The sequence below is a fragment of the Streptosporangium vulgare genome, from assembly GCF_042428775.1.
Taxonomy (GTDB): Bacteria; Actinomycetota; Actinomycetes; order Streptosporangiales; family Streptosporangiaceae; genus Streptosporangium; species Streptosporangium vulgare.
Map to the genome: position 1 here is coordinate 857525 of NZ_JBHMBS010000001.1, position 17356 is coordinate 874880.

Genomic DNA, 17356 nt, shown 5'->3' on the forward strand with positions numbered 1-17356 from the left:
GAGTTAGCCAAGTTATACGACACGGAGGGCGAGTATCACGATCTCATCCCAAACTCTCCCGCCGGAGAAGGCGTGCCGGTCCTCCTCCACGGTCTTGACGATCTCGGCGGGGGACTGCGCCACGCAGCGCGCCAGCACGTCCGCCAGCCTGGTCTCGCCGTAGGACTCGCCCAGCTCGTTCTGCGAGGCCACCAGGCCGTCGGAGTAGAAGACCAGGGTCTGGCCGGAGGTCAGCGTGAGCTCCTCGGTGAACATCTCCGCCTCGGGCGCGATGCCCAGCGGGACGCCGCCGCCCGCGGTGAACCGCACCCCGCCGTCGGGCCGCAGCAGCGCGGCGGGGTGGTGCCCCGCGCTGGCCAGCCTGATCTTGCGCGCCTTGATGAACCCGGTCACCGCCATCACGAACATGCCGTTGTGCTGGGCGGTCAGGGCCTGGTTCAGCTTGCGCATCACCTCGCCGGGGTCGGTCTCCCAGACGCTGAGCACGCGCAGGCCGTTGCGTACCATGGCGCTGACCGACGCGGCCTCCTCGCCCTTGCCCGCGGCGCCCCCGAGGGCGAACCCCCACCCCTCACCGGCGCGGAAGACGTCGTAGAACTCGGCGCCGACCGGGCTGGAGCCCGCGTTGTAGATCGCCGCGGCCTCGAATCCCGGGATGTCCGGCAGGCTCCGGGGCACCACGCTGGTACGCAGCGCGTCGGCCGCCCGCGAGCGGGTCTGGAAGCTGCGCCGCGCGCGCAGCGCGAGCCCCAGATGGACGCCGATCTCCTCCATCAGCCCGAGATCGGCCAGCGAGAACGGCTCACGGTCGCGCAGCCGCACCAGGGTCAGCGAGCCCAGCACGCCGTTCTCGCCGCCGATCGGCACGATCAGCACCGAGGCGGCCCCCATCACCCGCAGCAGCGGCGGGCCGGCGGGGACGTCGCCGAGCAGCCCGTCGTCCTCCAGCATTTCGTGCACCACGCCCGAACCGCCGGTCAGCACGTGCGCGAGGGCCGGCGCGGTCAGCGGGTTCATCCCCTCGGCGAGGCGGACCAGCTGGGTCACCGGCTTGTCGCTCGGGCCGAGAACGCAGGCCCGCCTGGGCATGCCGTCGCGGACCACGTCGGCGATCACCCAGTCGGCCCACTCGGCGGCCAGCAGCCGGGAGGCCCTGGTGACGGTCACCGGCTGGCGCAGGCTCTCCTCGTCGAGCAGCAGGCGGGTCATCCTGGACAGCAGCTCCTGGCGGCGTGCCGCGGCCATGACCAGGGTGGCGTCCGAGCGGTCGGCCGGGCCGTGGGGCGGCCCCGCCACCTGCGCCTCCAGCGGCAGGATCATGACCGCGACCATCTCCTGCGGCTCGCCCGGCATCGTGAGCCGGGTGACGGCCAGCTGCACCGTGTGCGCGCGGCCCTGGTGGGCCAGCCGCGTCTGGAGGGTCGCGGTCTGGCCGCCCTGCTGGACCGCCGTCAGGTGCGAGCGGAACGCCGCCCGCCGGGAGACGTCGACGAACAGCGGGAACGAGCGGCCGATCAGGTATCCCGCGGGACTGCCGAGCATCCGGGAGGTCTCGGCGCTGATCCGCCGCACCACCCCCGAGGCGTCCAGCACCACCACCGGGATGGGGAAGGTGCGGAACACCTGCCGCAGCAGCTTGAGCTCCCGCTGCGACCCGCTCTCCCGCTCGCCCGACCGCTTGGGCGCCTTGCGCAGCTCGCGCACCGAGGCGTCCAGCAGCTCGCGGGCGGTGTCGAGCTCCGCGAGCGCCGCGTCGAGTGTGGACCGGGGGTCGGCTGGGTAGGCGGACTTCGCCTCGCGCAGGGAGGAGATCCTGGCGGTAAGCGCGTTCAGCGCCTGTTCCAGGGTCTGAAGGCCAATGGCGTCGGTCAATGCTCGTCCTCGTCAGGGGCCGGAATGGGCTGGTCCCGTCGTAGACGGTACGCCACCCGGCAGGCCGAATCGATGCGCGGTCGGATAGTGGTTAAGTTAGCGACACAGGTAAGGGGAGTCGCGAGATGGACATGGTCACCCCCGTCCTCGCCCGGGACCTCGCGGTCCTCGGCCGGGTCAGCGAGGAAACGTCGAGCGAGAGCGTGCTGCGCGGCCTCACCGCCACCCTCGCGGGTGGTGTGCCCGGTTGCGCGGGCGGCTCCGCCGAGCTCTGGCGCCAGGAACGGATGGTCGTCTCAGCTTCCCACAGCGAGCTCATCGTGCTCCTCGACAGCGAGGAGGAACTCGGCGAGGGCCCCTCGTCCGAGGCCCGCTCCACCGGGCGCCACGTGATCGTCCAGGACGTCCTGCGCGAGCCCCGCTGGCCGTCGTACACCGCCATGGCCGTCCGCTGCGGGGTCCGCTCGGTCCTGGCGATGCCCATCGTCGTCGAGCGCGCCGTCCTGGTCCTCGGCATGTACGGGGTGCGTCCGGGCGTCTTCGCGGCCAGGAACGTCCCGCCGCTGGCGGAGATGCTCGCCGAGCAGGTGGGGGTGGCCCTCGCCAACATGTGGGACTACGACGAGGTCCGCACCGACGCGGCCCAGATGCAGGAGGCCCTCGCCGGCCGGGCGATCATCGACCAGGCCAAGGGCATCATCATGAAGTCCAGCGGCTGCTCGGCCGAGGCCGCCTTCGACGAGCTGCGCCGCATCTCGCAGCACCACCAGGTGAAGGTCGCGGACCTGGCCAAACTGCTGGTCGAGGAGCACCAGCGCAACCGCGAGGCGAAGCAGGAGGGCTGAGCCCCCCGCCGGCGGCCCACGCCCCTGATGATCGCCCCGGCCGGCCGGGTGGTCCTCGGACGGTTCCCGGCCGGCCGGGGCGATCTGCCGCTGTCGGACGCTAGCCGAAGGCGGCGATCGCGTCGTCGATCGTGTCGTACAGGGGCAGGCGCTGGGCCAGACCGGTGATCCACATCACCTTGGTCTTGGCGTACTCCACTCCGATGAGGGCGAACTTGGCGCCCGCGGTGGTGCTGACCTGCCAGTGGTGGACGATGAGCCCGAGCGCGCGTGAGTCCATGAAGGTCACCCCGCTCAGGTCCAGCGCCATGTCGAGACCGTGCTCGCCGGTCTCCGCCGCCAGGTAGTCGGCGAACTGATCTCTTGTCGTCGCGTCCAGCAGACCCGTCACCCGGATCACGTTGATCCCACTGACGAGCGCCGACGTGAGAGTCAGGGCTGCCGATCTCTCGCCGTTCTCCGACACCGTCACTCAGGGCCTCCTCGTGCCATTCGATTAGCAACCTTACTGTTACCTGGGGGCGAGTAATACTCCAGGATTCGGGGCAATAATGGAACCAGAGGTCCAGCAGAGGGCCTCGCCTCGAAAACTTGGTCGAGGCGATGCCGTCTGCCCGGATGTTGCTTCCGTGGTCGGCTCGCCCGACAGTAATACCAGGGAGCAGCAATGTCTGTTCAGGCACTCGAACTCACCGACATGACCGCTGAGGACCTCCTCGCCGAGATGTCCCTGCCTGAGATCTCCGAATACCGCGCCGAGCGTCTGCGTGAGCGCATCGTCGAGATGCACCGCCACCTCGCCATGGAGATCGCCCGCCGCTACCGCTACCGCGGCGAGCCGCTGGAGGACCTCCTGCAGGCCGCGTACGTGGGGCTGATGAAGGCCATCAACGGCTTCGACCCGACCCTCGGGCACCCCTTCCGCGGCTACGCCGTGGTCACCATGACCGGCGAGGTCAAGCGCCACTTCCGCGACCGCACCTGGGCCATCCGCGTCCCCCGCGTCTACCAGGAGCGCAGGGCCGAGCTGAACCGCCTGGTCTCCGACCTCAGCCAGGACCTCGGCCGCGCCCCCACGGTCGCCGAGCTGGCCGTGAAGATGAAGATCTCGGAAGAGGACGTCCTGCTCACCCTCGACGCCTCCGCCGCCTACAGCGCGCTCTCGCTGGACGCCCCGCTCGGCGCCGACGACGACGCGGCCGCGCTGGGCGACGTGATCCCCGACGAGGACGACGCGCTGGGCACGCTCGTGGACCGCGAGGCGGTCAAGCCGCTGATCGACAAGCTGCCGGACCGGGAGAAGAACATCCTCCTGCTGCGTTTCTTCGGCAACATGACCCAGGCCGAGATAGCGGCCGAATTCGGGATCTCCCAGATGCACGTCTCCCGTATCCTGCGGAAGGTGCTTGACCAGCTCCGTGAGGAACTTGTCGCCGAATGCTGAATACACCGCTCGTTACAGGGCACCCAAGTCGGCGACAACGGACGTGGCGTAAGGTGCGTTTGAATGGATCCCGGATGCTGAGGACAACGGCGGACTGGGACAGGGGAGGCGGATCTCGGGTGAACGAGGACGGTGTTCGTCCCGCCCGCTTCACGGCGAGTGGCGGCCGTTCCCCGATGATCCCGGCCGGAGCCGCTGTCGCCGAACTCGCCTTCTGCCTCCCCGACCTCCCCGACGTGCGCGACTTCGCCTCCGCCCAGGCGGTGCGGAGCGGTATGTCCCAGGAGGGCCTCGCCGACTTCCTGGTGGCGCTGAACGAGGTGGCCACCAACGCGGTCACCCACGGTCACACCACCGCCAAGGCCGTGCTGCGGATGTGGACGGTCGGCCGGACCCTCGTCGTGGAGATCCACGACGAGGGCCGGTGGGACCCGGGCCCCAACCCGGGGGAGACACCCCCCGGACCGCACGCGACCAGCGGCATGGGCCTGTGGGTGGCCCGGATGGTCAGCTCCGACATCAAGTTCGAGACCGGGGCCTCGGGAACGTTCATCACCATGTCGTTCAAGGTCTGAACCCGTTCAAGGTCTGAACCCGGCTTCCCTCCGGCACACGCCCGGAGGCCCCGTACAGGGATCGTGGGCGGCGCCACGTGGCCACGTGGCGCCGCCCACCGGCCTTTCCCCCTTCTTTCACCTTCGCCGGCGCGAGGCGCGCACCACCGCCTTCGACGCCGGTTTTCTCATGTCCGGGGAGCTCCCCGCCGGAGCCGCCGGACGGCACAACGGCACCGTCGAGGCTCCGCGTGCCCTTCGATCGCTCCGTCCGGCTTCCTGCCTCCGGCCCGGCTTCCCTGCCCCGGCCGGTTTCCCTGGCCCGGCCCACTTTTTTCGGCTCCGGTTCGGTCCGCCCGGCTCCTGATCCGGCCTGCCCGGCGGGTTCGGTACGGTCCCGGCCTCCGCGTGGCGGACTGTGCGTGGCGGACCGTGCCGCGTGAAGGCCGGGACCGCACGTGTGTCCGCGGGGAGGGCTTCGAGGACATCCCTGGAGGGCAAAGCCTTGCGGCGCGCGTACCCCCGGGGTGGCTTGCGGTGTGCGTACCTCCGGGATGGGCGGACCCGGCGGGTGTGGACGCTTCGTGCCGGGGACGGGGACGGGGACGGGGGCTGCGGGCGGGTTCCGGGCGCCGACCTTCCGGAGGGCTCCGGGTGGTCTTCCGGGGGGCTCTGGGCGGGCGAACGGGAAGGGGCCCGTCCACGTGGACGGGCCCCTTCCCGTTTCGACAGGCCCCCGAGGGCGGGCTCCCCCGGTGATGGGGGGACCGCCTCCGGAAGATCTAGCGCCTACGGCGCCAGCCGCCCCCGCCGGTGGTGGTCCGCGGGCCGGCCGAGCCGATCCCGGCCTGGTGCAGCGCGAGGAGCAGGAGTCCGAGGAGCAGGAAGCCGGTCCCGGTGAGCGGGCCGAGCCTGGTGTTGATCAGGTCGAGCAGGAATCCGAGGCCGAAGACGACGGCGGCGGCGATTGCGAGCATGGTTACCTCGTTCCAGCGGAGATGTTCAGGAGCTGTTCCAGAGTCGCCCGGTAGTCGCGCAGGGCGGTCCGGAGGTCTTCGGTATCGTTCTTCTCGGTGTTCTTCCAGCGTCCCTGGAGCTCGGTGGCCCGGGTCTCCAGCGCGTTCCGCAGGGAGCTCGTGACCTCGTCGAGCAGGGAGTCGGCCCGTTCCACCGCGTCACGCGGGTCGTCCACGAAGCTCGCCTGGACCTCCTGCCAGCGCCGCCGTACGTCGTCGGCGTCCTGGTCGAACAGGGCTCCGGCGGTGGCGGGCGCGGCGGCGGGCGTCTGCTCCGGCTCCGTGGGAGTGAAGCCCGTGCCCTCGTCGAGTACGTCGTCCGGCCGGTCCGCGGTGTTCTCGGGGAAACCGGGGGTCGCCGGGGCGTCGTGCGCCGCGGTGCCGGTCACCGGCGTGGCCGGGGTGACCGGGGTCGCGGCGGAGGGCTGGGCGTGGGTGAACGGGCTGTCGTTCCTGTCGTTCCTGTCGTTCCGGTCGTCGTCGATCGGCGCGTCCGTACCGGCGGTGGTGGCGTGCCGGTCGTCGTTCGGTTCGACGACGAGGACGTCGTCGCGGTCGCCGATCAGCGGGTCGCGGGTACCGGTGTCCGGGTCGAGGGGCGAGGTGCCCGTGCGGTCGGTGTCACCGGGGCGCGGGTCCTGGAACTCCGGGGCCACGTCCTGACCGTGCCGAGGCGCGTTCAGGTCGTCCTCGTCGAACTTGCGGACCGTCCGGGTGTCGTCCTCGTCCGCCTTGTGGACCAGTCGGTCCCTGTCCGGGGCGAATCGGTCGTTCATATCGGTCACCGTCCTTGGGTGTCGCGTCGGGAGGCTCGCTCGGCGTCGTCGGCGGTCTCGGGCTCGGTGGAATCCGCCCGCGGGACGTCCCGGTCGGCGGGAACCGTGGCACCCGTCCGCCCGGAGTCCCCGTCGGCGGTCTCGGCCCGCCGGGAGGCCCGGCTGTCGTTGGCGGAGCTGCCGGGGGCTTCCAGCAGTTCCTCGAACAGGGCGCGGTAGTGAACCATGGCCTGCCGGAGCTCCTCGGTGGAGGCCTCCTTGTGGGCGGCCCGGGTGCTGATCTCGTGAGCCTCCCGGTAGTGGTCGAGAGTGCGGCCGTGGGCGACCGACAGGTCGGAGAGCCGCTGCTCGAAGTCCTCGGTCGGGTAGCCCCGCTCCGCCATCACCGAGGTGACCAGGTGGTCGGCCTCCGTCACCGCGAAACCGGGAGCGTCCACGAAACGCTCCTGGACCTCCATCCACTTCTTCGTGTAGATCTCGCGCGTCCCGGCGTCCAGGGCGCGGATGTCGAGGGAGCTGAAACGCTGCTCGCGGGCGATGAGCTCCTGCTCGGCATCGCGCCTGTTCTCACGCTCCTGCACGGTACGTTCGTATTCGGGGCCGAAGCGGTCGCGAAGCCGGTGTCGGCGCTGCTGCTGCTGCACGAAATAGCCGACTGCGACGATCGCCACCACCGCGACCACGACGACGGCCACCCAGATCACGGTGGACATGTCTGCCTCCGGTTGTGTAGGCGCTTGTACCCGTGCGCTGCCCTGGGGTCAAGGCTCGAAACCGGTGGCCGACATCTCTGGCGTGCCACTATTCGATCTGGATTTAACGTTTTGCCGGGATTTTTCGGGTATTGAGTATCCCTTTACCGAGCTTTCGATCACGGCTCCCGCGCTCGCGCTCGTTTCCCCGGCGCTCACTCCTCCGAGCCCATCTGTCCGCGCTCATTCCTCCCCGTGATCCTCGACGGCGTCGGAGACCTCGGCGGAGTCGACGGCCTTCCGGGCCTCGTTCAGCATCCTCTCGGCCAGCCAGTCCCCGGGAGAGGCGGGAACCTCCAGGAATCCCCTGCCGGGCTCGTACGAGATGTCCATGCCGGAGGCGACCAGCCGCCCGGCCCAGCGCAGCGCCGTGTTCAGCTTCTCGGCGGGGATCGCCCGCCCCTGCGCCACGGACGAGAGATTCCGCAGGTTCGTCGCGGGCCCGGACTGGTTGTGCGCGCGGTCCAGCTTCCACGGGATGGCCCGCGAGTGATCGAGCATCGGCTTCGAGAGCCCGGCCGCCCGCTTCGCCTGCAAGATCCCGGACTCACTCACCCCGAACCGCGCGGCCAGCTCCGCGTTCGACAACCCCTGCCCGGCCAGTCGCCGCAGCTCCTCCTGGTCGATCAACGCCTTACGCCCCACGTGCCCTCGCCCTTCACACGATCGCCTGCTCTCGCGGGCGTCGCCGTGTGCGAAGCCCCCTCGATCTGCGCTAAGGTTAAGACCGTTCAGCCCGCGAGGGCGACGAACAACCGGGACGTAGCGCAGCTTGGTAGCGCACTTGACTGGGGGTCAAGGGGTCGCAGGTTCAAATCCTGTCGTCCCGACCAGGTTTTAGCTGGTCGGCAAGGGTGTCACCCGAAAGGGAGGCGCCCTTTCCTCGTTCTGGGTGACTAACTGAGTGACCATGGCGCCCGTCACGTGAAGATCCGATTCAGGTAGACCGCCTCCGTCACGGCGGTCTCACTGTGGCCGACGAGTCGCGCGATGTCCTCCAGGGGTACGCCGGAGTCGGACAGCAGCGAGACGAAGCTGTGCCGCATCTCCCGGGGGGTCCAGCCCTTGGCGGGCAGCCCGGCGTCTTTCGCGATCTTCCGGAATGCCCGCCGTACGTTGTGGGAGTCCAGGGGAGTACCGACCAGGGAGGCGAACACGAGATCGTTCTCCGTCCACTTCGCCCCCGCCGTCTCCCGCTCCCTAGCCTGCTGCGCCCGGTGCTCCCGGAGGGCTTCGACGCAGCGACGAGGGAGCGCGAGGGATCTCCGCGACTTCCGGGTCTTGGTGCGGGTGCTCGGCCGGACGGCGTCCCCAGGCCGAGATCAGCGGCGCGAGTGCCAGGTCGAGTTTGCCCGCGTGGATGGCGGCCAAGTGCGCGTCGATCTCGGCGTCGTCGGCCAGGCCGGCCGCGAGCAGCTCGCCGCGCACGTGCCGGATGGTCGCCGCCTCCAGCCGGTCGCAGGCCAGCCCGCCGACCGGGAAAGAGCCCGCCGCGGCGACATCTACCAAACCGGCCTCACGCAGTGCCCGCGGCAGTGTCCGGCCGTAGCGCAGGTCCGCGCCGCGTCGCGTCAGCAGCTCCCGGACCGCGTCGCGCAGCCGGTTGGCCCGCCGCTGCTCCGGGCCGCTGTCGTCCAGGCACGCCAGTGGTTGCAGAGCGGTGTCGGCGTCCTCGACCAACAGCCAGCCGCCGGGCCGCAGCGCCGCCGCCATCGTGGCCAACGCCCGAGCCCGGTCGGGTACATGGACCAGTACGAGCCGGGCGTGCACCAGATCGAACGTCCCCGGCTCCGGGGGCGGATCAGCGGCGACGTCGTGCCGGCGCACCTCGTACCCGCCGCCTGCCTTCAGCCACGACGGGTCGATGTCCGTGGCCAGCACGTGCCCGGTCGGACCGACGGCCGCCGCGAGCGCCTCCGGGATACTGCGGCCACCGGCCCCCACCTCCCAGCAGCGCGAGCCAACCCTGACCCCCAGTCGATCGAAGTGCCCCCACGTCACGGCGTCGAACAGCTCGGCCAGCCAAACGAATCGCTCGCCCGCCTCGGCGCGCGCGTTGTCCAGCAGGTACCCGCGGGCGGGAGCGGGTTCCCCACCGAGGGCGGTAGTCCCGCCTATCGGGTCCGGTCGGGCACCGACGTGCGGCGGGCGGGGCGAGGAGGTCATCACCACATGGTCACCTCCCCAGACCACCGGTGCCACGACGACGGGGGAGGGATATCTCACACAGTCAGCGAACCCCGCACGTCCTACAGCACGGTTCTGCACCGTGACGCGCCGGAAGGGGGGCATGTGTTCGGCCCCCAGAGCCGGCGCACCAGGCGCGGGACAGCGCGCCGACCGGACTGTCGGCCACGGCCGGTGCGGACCTCGTACCGGACGCCTTCGATCACGACGTGAAGCCGGGGCCAGCGGATCCAGCGGATGCACGTCCCGTTCCCGACGGGGTGCCTCTTCTCCACTCCGGGATCCGGCGCGCCACTCGCAGGGCTTGGCGCCGTCATCGTCGGCGCTTGCGCGGCGGCACCGCCGCGGCGGCCAGGTCGGCCACCGACGGCCGGTTCATCACGATTCCGGCGTCGATCGAGGTGCCGGACCATTCCTCCAGCACGACCACGAGGGAGACCCCGCTCTGGGAGTCGAGCCCGTAGGCGCTCAGCGGCAGCTCAGGGTCGATCTCGCCTGGCTCCATCGCCAGCAGCTCGGCCAGGTGGCGGCGGATCACCTCGACCGCCGCCTCGATACTGACGTCCTGCTCCTCACGCGCTCCGGTCACCTGCTCGACCACCTCTCCAGCACGTTGAGGGTCCCGGACCTGGCTCGTGCGGCGCATTCCCTGCGCCGGACCTTGCCACTGGTGGTCCGCGGGATCTCGCCCTTCGGTACGGCCAGGATCGAGACGGGGGCGGGCAGAACACGGGCGACCGCGATCCCCGCCGCGCGCACCGCGGTACGCAGTACCTCGGGGTCCTGCCCGGTGGTCCCCAGCACCACCGTCACCCCGGGCTCGTCCTCGGCCGGCGGCCAGGCGGCGGCGGGCTGGTGGGCGAACGCCGGGTGTGCGGCGGTCGCCACCGCCTCGGCGTCCTGGGGGTAGTAGTTGATGCCGCCGATGATCAGGATGTCCTTGATCCGGCCCGTGACGAACAGCTCGCCGTCGGAGAGGAATCCGAGGTCGCCGCTGCGCACATGGGTCCCCTTCTCGTCGTCAGCCCCGGCCAGGCGGGCTCCGAAGGTCTCCTCGGACGCGTCGGGGCGCTGCCAGTAGCCGTGCCCGTTGCTCGGTGAGCGCACCCAGATCTCTCCGACCGTTCGTTCGCCCAGCTCCAGCCTTGTTCGCGGGTCGACGATCCGTACCTCGGCATCGTCGGTCGGCGGGCCGTTGCTCACGAGCGGAAGGCCCTCGTCGAGGTCGTCGGTCTCCTCCACCTTGCCCTCGGCGAGCAGTCTCCGGTCCACGCGCAGGGAGACCACCGGGGTCAGCGACGGCGCGATCGTGACCACCAGAGTGGTCTCCGCCATGCCGTACCCGGGGCGGAAAGCCTCCGGGCGGAAGCCGGACGGGGCGAACGCCTCGGTGAACCGGTCCAGGGTGCGGGCCTGCACCGGTTCCGACCCGTTGGCCGCCAGCCGCCATGACGACAGGTCCAGCGACGCGCGGGTGGCCTCGTCGATGCCGTTGACGCACATGTTGTAGGCGAAGTCGGGGGCGGCGCTGAAGACATCCTCACGTGCGGAGATCGCCCGCAGCCACGTCAGCGGATCGCGCACGAACGTCACGGGCTCCATGCGGACGAGGCCGGCCCCCGAGACCAGGGGCAGTACCAGGCCGGTGCACAAGCCCATGTCATGGAAGAGCGGCAGCCAGCTCACCACGGTGGTGCGTTCGGTCACGTCAAGCCGCTTGGCCAGGGAGACCTGGTTGGCGACCAGGTTTCCGTGACTGATGACCACGCCGCGCGGATCGCCGGTGGAGCCGGAGGTGTACTGGAGCATGGCGATGCCGCCCGGGTCGAAGGCGAGCGGGTCGGGTTCCGCCAGGACCTCCTCCTCGTCGGCGGTCACCGGAATCACGAGCATGCCTGCCAGGCCGTCCGGCTCCGCCTCGGGGCGAACCATGACGCGCGTCCCGCAGTCACGGCTGATCGACCTCAGCCGGTCACCGCCGGAGCCGGCCCGCGGCTCCGGTACCGGTACCGCGATCGATCCCGCGTACAGGCATGCCAGGAAGCCGATGTGGAAGGCGGAGCCGGGTGCCGCGGGGAGCAGCACGCGGTCGCCCTGCACCCCCGCCGCGCGCAGCCGGGCCGCGACGCCCCTGACCCGCCGGTCCAGCTGGGCGGCGGTCAGCCGTTCGACGACATCGCCGCGGCTGTTCAGCATGGTCATCAAGGTTCGGTCCCGGCCGGGTCCGGTGGCGGCGGCGCGCAGCGCGCCGACGATCGTCGTATCCCGTGTCGGGGCAGGGTCGAAGGTGCTCACCGGGCGGCTCCTCCTCATCACCCGCGCTCGCCGTACTCGGCCAGCCAGTCTTCGAACGCGTCCTCGTCGGGGAGGACGACGCTGGAGCAGGCCAGTACAGCGAGGTTCTGGCGCATCGGCGTGATCGCCACGACGGTCCGCCCCGCGCGGTAGGCGCTGTACATCTCCGCGGCGGTGCCCATGCTCGCCTGATGATCCGGGAGCCAGGCCACGCACACGTCGCTGGCCGCCGCGAGGTCGGTGAGCCGGTGGAAGACGCCGACCAGCTCGGTGAGCGCCTCGTCCAGTTCCTCGCGTCGTATGACCGGCTGGTCGGCCAACGCCGAGTGGGAGGCACGGACGGCCGCCTCGCGATCGCCGATCCAGCGGCTCATCAGCCTGCCCGGCTCATTGATCACAGCGTCGGGGTACCGGCGCGAGATCAGCTCGCTCAGCCGGTCGCGGTAACACTGGTCGGCAAGGTCGGCGCCGCGCCGCGATCCCTGCATCACACCGGCCAGGAAGAAGGCGGGCGGGCTCACTCGTCCACCGCTGCGTACTCGGGCATGGCCGGGTTGCCGGCGGGCGCCACCCGGTCGTGGATCGCCGCCGCTTCGAGCAGGATCGCGATCACGCGGGAGGGTTCCTCGCCCACCGCCTCCGCGACCAGGGCGAGGTCTGCGTCGAACCGGTGGCTGCCGGGAAGGCTCACAGCGCCTTGGTTGTCTTTGGTGAGGAGCCCGTCCGCAGCGGGTTTCACTCCGTCAGCCCGGCCGGTGAGGGGGAACACCACCTCACGCAGGTGGAGATCGCCGGGGTGGACCACGCGGATGGAGACGTTGTTCTGCTCCGGATGCGTCAGCAGCGGCCGGACGACCGCCGCCGGCGGTGGCACCTCGGTCAGCGCGGTGTCCCGGCGGAGGGTGAAAGCCCGGGACACGACGTTGTGCCCGCGCCGAGGGCTGAACCTGACGTATTCCAGCACGAGTTCGTCGCGTTCGGGACGCCAGGTGGCCCGGACCCGGGACGGAGCGGGCGAGCCGTCGGCGCGCACGCGCAGCGGGAAGGCGTCGGCAACGGTACGGACCACACCGTCGGCCCCGTCGGCCCCGTCGGCCAGGTCGAGGTGGAGTGGCACCCGGTGCAGAAGATAGGGGTCGAGTACGGTGACCCGCGTTTCGTCGAAATAGACGGCCGCGACATGACGGCCGTCCATGAGGTATTCGGCCGGGACCCCGGTTTGCTCGGCGACGAGCCGCCCCACCTCGAAGGACTGGAACGCACAGGACAGACCGAGACGCCTCGGATACGCTTTGCCGCCGAAGTGCTCGTGGAATTGGACGGCACTGTTATAGGGGACCTCCAAGAGGACCCGTTCCAAGGCGTCGGCCTGTATCTTCTCGCACTGTTCCGTGGCGGACGGCCCCATCACCACCCCATCTCTGCGGCATGAAAAGACCCACTCCCGCGCTCTTCCGTGAATGTCAAATTCATCCCCGTTGCATTCACCCGATTCTGACCGGACCCTATGGCGGACGCCCCGTAGCGAACACCCCTAAAGGTCGTGAACACCCCTAAAATTCGTGAGGAGCACCGCCGCGGACTGATGCCGGCGAGCGAGTAGAGGTCATGTGTGGCCACTGAGGTTGAATTTCCGAGGTCAGGTCAGGTCGAAGGGCGGGCCGGTCTCGTCGAAGAAGCCGGTGATGAGGCCGGGTCGGTACCGCGTGCGTTTCAGCCGGGTTCTGATGATCGCGTCCAGGGGGGACCGTAAGGGTTTTCGGCTCTGTCTCCCTTTCGGTGCTGACGGATGGTGCGGGCCGAGCCGTGGGAAGTCGAGATCGCAGGTCACGGCCCACGGATGAGCCGGCGAGGGCGGATCGTCAATATCCGTAGGCGGCACACAGCCGTGAACAGGAGCGTGCCGCTAGTTGTCCGATGTTTGGGACGCGTTCGGGAGAAGGGCGTCAGTCCTGGAAGCGCCAGGGAGCCTACGCCGGACGTAAGCGGCTGGGGCGGCGCGAACCCATACAAGACGATTCCACGAGAGCCGGGGCGTATCAGGCCGCCGATCGTCGCGAGCACGTCGCCGATGATCACGCAACCAGTTGCGCAGAGACGTTTCCACTATCCGCCTCACGGCGGAACACGCCGGCCCGTCGAGGCTGACGACCGTTCACTTGTCCGACCTAGGACACTTCGCGTTCCACCAAGGAGAAATCGGTCCCTGCGTGGCGTCATGAACATGCCGGTGCCTCCACCTCCAGTGGAGAAACCGGCCTCCTGCTCTTGCGGAATGCCAGGAGTCCCAACAGAACGACGTTCATCGGCCAACCGGCCTGCCATCTGAGCCGTCCCCACCTAGCCGTTCACACAACACAGGAGCGCCCGCATGAGAATCACCAGCTCGATCGTCGTCGCGGTGTTCGTCGCCACCCTCGCCGGGTGCGGAGCGGGCGCGGACACCGCAACGCCTGTCGTGACCATCACCGCGTCGCCGCCTGCGGAAAAGACCTCCGAGCCGGGCAGGCAGGACAAGGAGCCCATGCCCACCCCGGCCGAGGAGAAGGAAGAGGCGGCGGAGAGGAAGGTCCTGCCGGACGTCGTCGGGATGAACCTGCAGGAAGGACAGGACACCATGCAGGCCGCCGGGTTCTACATCCTGAACGACAAGGACGCGACGGGGCGGAACCGCTTCCAGGTGTATGACCGCAACTGGGTGGTGACCAGGCAGACTCCGGCCGCTGGGCGGAAGGTGACGGTCGACACGTTGATCACCTTGTACGCGAAGAAGATCGGCGAGTAAGACGAGCAACGCCTCCGGCGACGAGCCCGGCGGATCCGGGACGGAGAGCAGCCTCGCAACTACGATGGCGGCGGTCGGCTGCCGGGTCGACCCGGTCATGTGGCCTTCCTCGGCCGTCTGCGGCAACGGCGGTGCCGGCAAGCGCGACCGATGCCGTGCGGGCTGTCATGACGGTCCGAAGAAGGCAGTGGGCTGACCTGCCCGAATCTGCCCGTGCCGCGATCCAGGAGCAGACCGGTCCGGGAGTCGGCATCCGGTCGGCCAGGGCCGGGGTGACCTCCGGACTCGCCGCACACATCGCCGCCGCGGAGGGCGTCTTCTTCGTGAAGGCGGCAAGGCCGGCGAGGCCCGGCCATTGAGACCTGTGGGAGCGCTCGCGAGAAGACGCACCATAGAGCCCGCAATATGGAGAGCCAGTATCTCCTCAAGCCCGGTGGCCGGTGCTCATCTGAAGGTGTTCTCCTTCCCGAATGTGAGGAGTCACCCACGATGAGAGTCCGCCGCTTACATTCCGCTGTACTCGCCGTGGCGCTGGGCGCCGGTGTCCTGGCCGGTACCGCGCCCGCCTTCGCCGCCGCCCAGACCGGCGCGGCCGTGGCCGCCGGGGGCTGGCCGACACGGGACTGGTACCTGCAGGGCCCCTACCAGACCCTGGCCGCTTGCGACCTGGCCTACCAGGACGCTGCGCAGAACGGTCAATACACCGCGCTCCTCTACTGTCACTGGTTCCGCGGGGGTGGCCCCTATGCGGCGGGTTTCTACTACGAGGTATACATCCCCTGAGCTCCAACAGGTGTGAGGGGTGAGCCGCGAGTGGGGGATCTTCCTGACCGCGGACCCGTCTTCGATCCGGGTCACTCGGCGGCCGAGGAGCTCGGCGAGCCGGTGCTCGTCGATGACGATCGGCGCGGCCGTCCGGGGGAGAAGCGCAGCTCGCCGAGCACCCTGTGCGGGCTTGATCCGGGGACGAATCCCTGATCTCGGATGTTCGTCAAACCGGATCAAGCCCAATCGGAGGGGACGTCGCCAGGCGCGAGATCCGGCTGAAAGGTCGGCGGTGGGAGCAAAACAGCGGGCAGCCTGCTGGCAGCCTCTCCTCCTGGCCGGATACGGGATGGTTACGTTGGGTATCGGTGATCCTCGTTCCCGGGCCGTCACGGGCGTGCCCAGCGCCGGTGATGCCGTGAAATGCCTTTTCCGGTGGGGTGGGCTATGGTCGGCCCCATGACGGGACCGTGGAAAGCTCCACAAGGGTCCATCGCGTTCGCCGGCGTGATGGGCCTGGTTCTGTTGTCCCTGGTGCTGGCCGGTGCTTCGTGCAAGGTGAGCTGCGACGGCCCGACGGTCGCGCGGAGTTCGGCCTCCGTCCCGGCGTGGGAACTCGGCGGATGGGACGCCGACCTGTCCGGCCTGCCGCCGCAGGCGGGCAGCGCCCGCGCGCACCACGTGCTGTCCCTGTGGCCGCCCACGCGCGGCGAACGCCACGGCGAATCCGCGCATCTGGTGCTGCTGCCGTCGCCGGGCTCGGACGCGGATAAGCTGCGCGAGCCTCAGCAACTGGCTCACCGCACCACGGGATCGCGCAGCCCACCGCTGACCTAGCCGACGTCTTCCCGTCGGGCTCCGCGGCCACGCGCGCCGCGGAGTCCGGCAACGCGCATCCAACGTCCGGCAACGCACACTCAACGTCTGGCAACGCGCACTCAACGCACCCCTACGCCCGCGTCCAGGTCTTCCCCTGGCGCCGGCGCGGGCGTGCCGTTGCGCCCTGAAGACGTCCTGTGACCGTCCCCCCGGCAGGAGAAGCGGCATGCCGTCTTCGTCCGAAGCCGCTCCTTTGTTCGAGCCGCTTTCGCCTCGCCGCCTTTCCCGTGGGCATCAGCTAGGAGCCGATCATCGTCATGACCGTTGTCGCATCAGTCCACGCCCATCCGCTGCCTGAGTCTCCGGGCCGGTCCGCCGTCTACCGGTCCGCCGCTCCCGCCGCGCGGCCCCGTACGGCAGGGGGGAGCACGAAATGAGTCCGGCCCGGCGCTTGATGGCGCTCGACCTGGGCACCGCCCGTACCCGGTCGCTGACCGTATGCGGGCCCACGATCGCCGACCGGCCCTCGAGCATCGTGAGGCGGTCGTCCACCTCCGGTGAGAGGGACGTGGTACGGCCCATTCGGCACGGCATGGTGGCCGACCCGGATGCCTGCCTGCGACTGGTGCGCATGGCGGTGCGGGACACCCTCCACTACGACCCTCGGCCGCTGGAACAGGTGCTGGCCGGGGTGCCGGTCGCGGCCTCGCCGAGTGATCGCCGGGCGGTCCGCGCCGCGGTCGCCGAGATCGTCGGATGCGAGGTGCGGCTGGTGGAGGAGCCGCTGGCCGCCGCCGTCGGCGTCGGCCTGGACGTCATCGACCCCAGGCCCTGCCTGCTGCTGGACGTCGGGGCGGGAATCGCCGAGGCCGTGGCCATCAAGCGGGGAGCCGTCACCGACGCGGTCGCCCTCCAGTTCAGCGCCACCACCAGTGTGGGGCTGGTCGCGTACGCGCTGGAGAACGTCGTCGACATGACAGCGGGCTTGTTGCGCCGCCTGCCCGATGTCTCGTGCCCGGCCACGCGCGCCCGGGGCGTGGTGGTCACCGGAGGCGGCGCGCACCAGGAGTTGCTGCTGCGACGGCTGCGCGCCACCCTGCGGCTCCCGGTCAGCGCGGCGCCCCAGCCGCAGCACGCCACCGTCCGTGGCCTGATGCGGCTGTGCCTGCGGCCGGCCCTGGCGGCCGGCCTCACCTCCACTGCCCGCTGACGCGCCCCGTGCCCGCTGACGTGCCGCGACGCGAAA

Annotated in this window: 18 protein-coding genes, 1 tRNA gene and 1 pseudogene; 8 read left to right on the forward strand and 12 right to left on the reverse strand. The window is 70.2% G+C overall.

All coding sequences use genetic code 11. The annotated features are described in order from the left end of the window. Window positions 1-12: 12 nt before the first annotated feature. Window positions 13-1872 carry a SpoIIE family protein phosphatase gene (locus ACFFRH_RS03580; protein ID WP_386154049.1) on the reverse strand — a complete coding sequence of 620 codons (1860 nt, stop codon included), beginning with the start codon at window positions 1870-1872 and terminating at the stop codon, window positions 13-15. 125 nt (window positions 1873-1997) lie between these two features. Here ACFFRH_RS03580 and ACFFRH_RS03585 point away from each other — a divergent pair, with 125 nt between their 5' ends. Then, the gene (locus ACFFRH_RS03585; RefSeq protein ID WP_344746501.1) at window positions 1998-2717 is read left to right on the forward strand and encodes an ANTAR domain-containing protein; all 720 of its coding nucleotides are present in this window, start codon (window positions 1998-2000) and stop codon (window positions 2715-2717) included. A gap of 100 nt (window positions 2718-2817) precedes the next feature. On the opposite strand, the gene ACFFRH_RS03590 is transcribed toward ACFFRH_RS03585, so the two are convergent. After that, on the reverse strand, window positions 2818-3189 hold the full coding sequence (locus tag ACFFRH_RS03590) for an STAS domain-containing protein (RefSeq protein WP_329093567.1): 372 nt from the start codon (window positions 3187-3189) through the stop codon (window positions 2818-2820). A gap of 195 nt (window positions 3190-3384) precedes the next feature. Between ACFFRH_RS03590 and ACFFRH_RS03595 the strand changes: the two genes are divergently transcribed. Both ACFFRH_RS03595 and ACFFRH_RS03600 read left to right on the forward strand, forming a co-directional pair. Further along, the gene (locus ACFFRH_RS03595; RefSeq protein WP_344746502.1) at window positions 3385-4161 is read left to right on the forward strand and encodes a SigB/SigF/SigG family RNA polymerase sigma factor; all 777 of its coding nucleotides are present in this window, start codon (window positions 3385-3387) and stop codon (window positions 4159-4161) included. Window positions 4162-4235: 74 nt separating this feature from the next. Beyond that, window positions 4236-4736, forward strand: a complete 501-nt coding sequence (locus ACFFRH_RS03600; RefSeq protein WP_344746503.1) for an ATP-binding protein — start codon at window positions 4236-4238, stop codon at window positions 4734-4736. A gap of 761 nt (window positions 4737-5497) precedes the next feature. Here the strand turns inward: ACFFRH_RS03600 and ACFFRH_RS03605 are convergent. The 4 genes from ACFFRH_RS03605 to ACFFRH_RS03620 form a co-directional block, all read right to left on the reverse strand. Beyond that, complete coding sequence (locus tag ACFFRH_RS03605; RefSeq protein WP_344746504.1) at window positions 5498-5692, reverse strand: hypothetical protein; 195 nt, start codon at window positions 5690-5692, stop codon at window positions 5498-5500. A 2-nt stretch (window positions 5693-5694) separates the two neighbouring features. Then, the gene (locus tag ACFFRH_RS03610; protein WP_344746505.1) at window positions 5695-6507 is read right to left on the reverse strand and encodes a hypothetical protein; all 813 of its coding nucleotides are present in this window, start codon (window positions 6505-6507) and stop codon (window positions 5695-5697) included. 5 nt (window positions 6508-6512) lie between these two features. Continuing rightward, window positions 6513-7220 carry a hypothetical protein gene (locus ACFFRH_RS03615; protein ID WP_344746506.1) on the reverse strand — a complete coding sequence of 236 codons (708 nt, stop codon included), beginning with the start codon at window positions 7218-7220 and terminating at the stop codon, window positions 6513-6515. A gap of 222 nt (window positions 7221-7442) precedes the next feature. Beyond that, the gene (locus ACFFRH_RS03620; RefSeq protein WP_344746507.1) at window positions 7443-7904 is read right to left on the reverse strand and encodes a hypothetical protein; all 462 of its coding nucleotides are present in this window, start codon (window positions 7902-7904) and stop codon (window positions 7443-7445) included. Between the two features lie 111 nt (window positions 7905-8015). On the opposite strand from ACFFRH_RS03620, the gene ACFFRH_RS03625 reads away from it, so the two are divergent. Then, window positions 8016-8092, forward strand: a tRNA-Pro gene (locus tag ACFFRH_RS03625). Window positions 8093-8179: 87 nt separating this feature from the next. Here the strand turns inward: ACFFRH_RS03625 and ACFFRH_RS03630 are convergent. The 6 genes and pseudogenes from ACFFRH_RS03630 to ACFFRH_RS03655 form a co-directional block, all read right to left on the reverse strand. Continuing rightward, a pseudogene (locus ACFFRH_RS03630) lies at window positions 8180-8488 on the reverse strand (tyrosine-type recombinase/integrase); the annotation flags it as partial. Further along, complete coding sequence (locus ACFFRH_RS03635; RefSeq protein ID WP_344746509.1) at window positions 8460-9551, reverse strand: methyltransferase domain-containing protein; 1092 nt, start codon at window positions 9549-9551, stop codon at window positions 8460-8462. The gene ACFFRH_RS03635 and the pseudogene ACFFRH_RS03630, both read right to left, overlap by 29 nt. Window positions 9552-9759: 208 nt before the next feature. Beyond that, on the reverse strand, window positions 9760-10035 hold the full coding sequence (locus ACFFRH_RS03640) for an acyl carrier protein (RefSeq protein ID WP_344746510.1): 276 nt from the start codon (window positions 10033-10035) through the stop codon (window positions 9760-9762). Beyond that, window positions 10032-11741: a fatty acyl-AMP ligase gene (locus tag ACFFRH_RS03645; protein WP_344746511.1), complete on the reverse strand. Its 1710-nt coding sequence runs from the start codon at window positions 11739-11741 to the stop codon at window positions 10032-10034. The genes ACFFRH_RS03640 and ACFFRH_RS03645 overlap by 4 nt, the downstream gene beginning before the upstream one ends. A gap of 17 nt (window positions 11742-11758) precedes the next feature. After that, window positions 11759-12262, reverse strand: coding sequence for a hypothetical protein (locus ACFFRH_RS03650; protein ID WP_344746512.1), 504 nt, complete (start codon window positions 12260-12262; stop codon window positions 11759-11761). After that, on the reverse strand, window positions 12259-13149 hold the full coding sequence (locus ACFFRH_RS03655) for a hypothetical protein (RefSeq protein WP_386154058.1): 891 nt from the start codon (window positions 13147-13149) through the stop codon (window positions 12259-12261). The genes ACFFRH_RS03650 and ACFFRH_RS03655 overlap by 4 nt, the downstream gene beginning before the upstream one ends. 963 nt (window positions 13150-14112) lie before the next feature. Here ACFFRH_RS03655 and ACFFRH_RS03660 point away from each other — a divergent pair. The 4 genes from ACFFRH_RS03660 to ACFFRH_RS03675 all read left to right on the forward strand — a co-directional run bounded on the left by ACFFRH_RS03660 (window position 14113) and on the right by ACFFRH_RS03675 (window position 17320). Further along, entirely contained in the window at window positions 14113-14526 is a 414-nt protein-coding gene (locus ACFFRH_RS03660; RefSeq protein WP_344746514.1) for a PASTA domain-containing protein, read from the forward strand. Between the two features lie 525 nt (window positions 14527-15051). Further along, window positions 15052-15309 (forward strand): hypothetical protein, encoded by a 258-nt coding sequence (locus ACFFRH_RS03665; RefSeq protein ID WP_344746516.1) that lies wholly within the window; start codon window positions 15052-15054, stop codon window positions 15307-15309. 441 nt (window positions 15310-15750) lie between these two features. Beyond that, the gene (locus tag ACFFRH_RS03670) at window positions 15751-16128 is read left to right on the forward strand and encodes a hypothetical protein (protein ID WP_386154062.1); all 378 of its coding nucleotides are present in this window, start codon (window positions 15751-15753) and stop codon (window positions 16126-16128) included. Between the two features lie 415 nt (window positions 16129-16543). Continuing rightward, window positions 16544-17320: a rod shape-determining protein gene (locus tag ACFFRH_RS03675; protein WP_344746518.1), complete on the forward strand. Its 777-nt coding sequence runs from the start codon at window positions 16544-16546 to the stop codon at window positions 17318-17320. Window positions 17321-17356 lie beyond the last annotated feature (36 nt).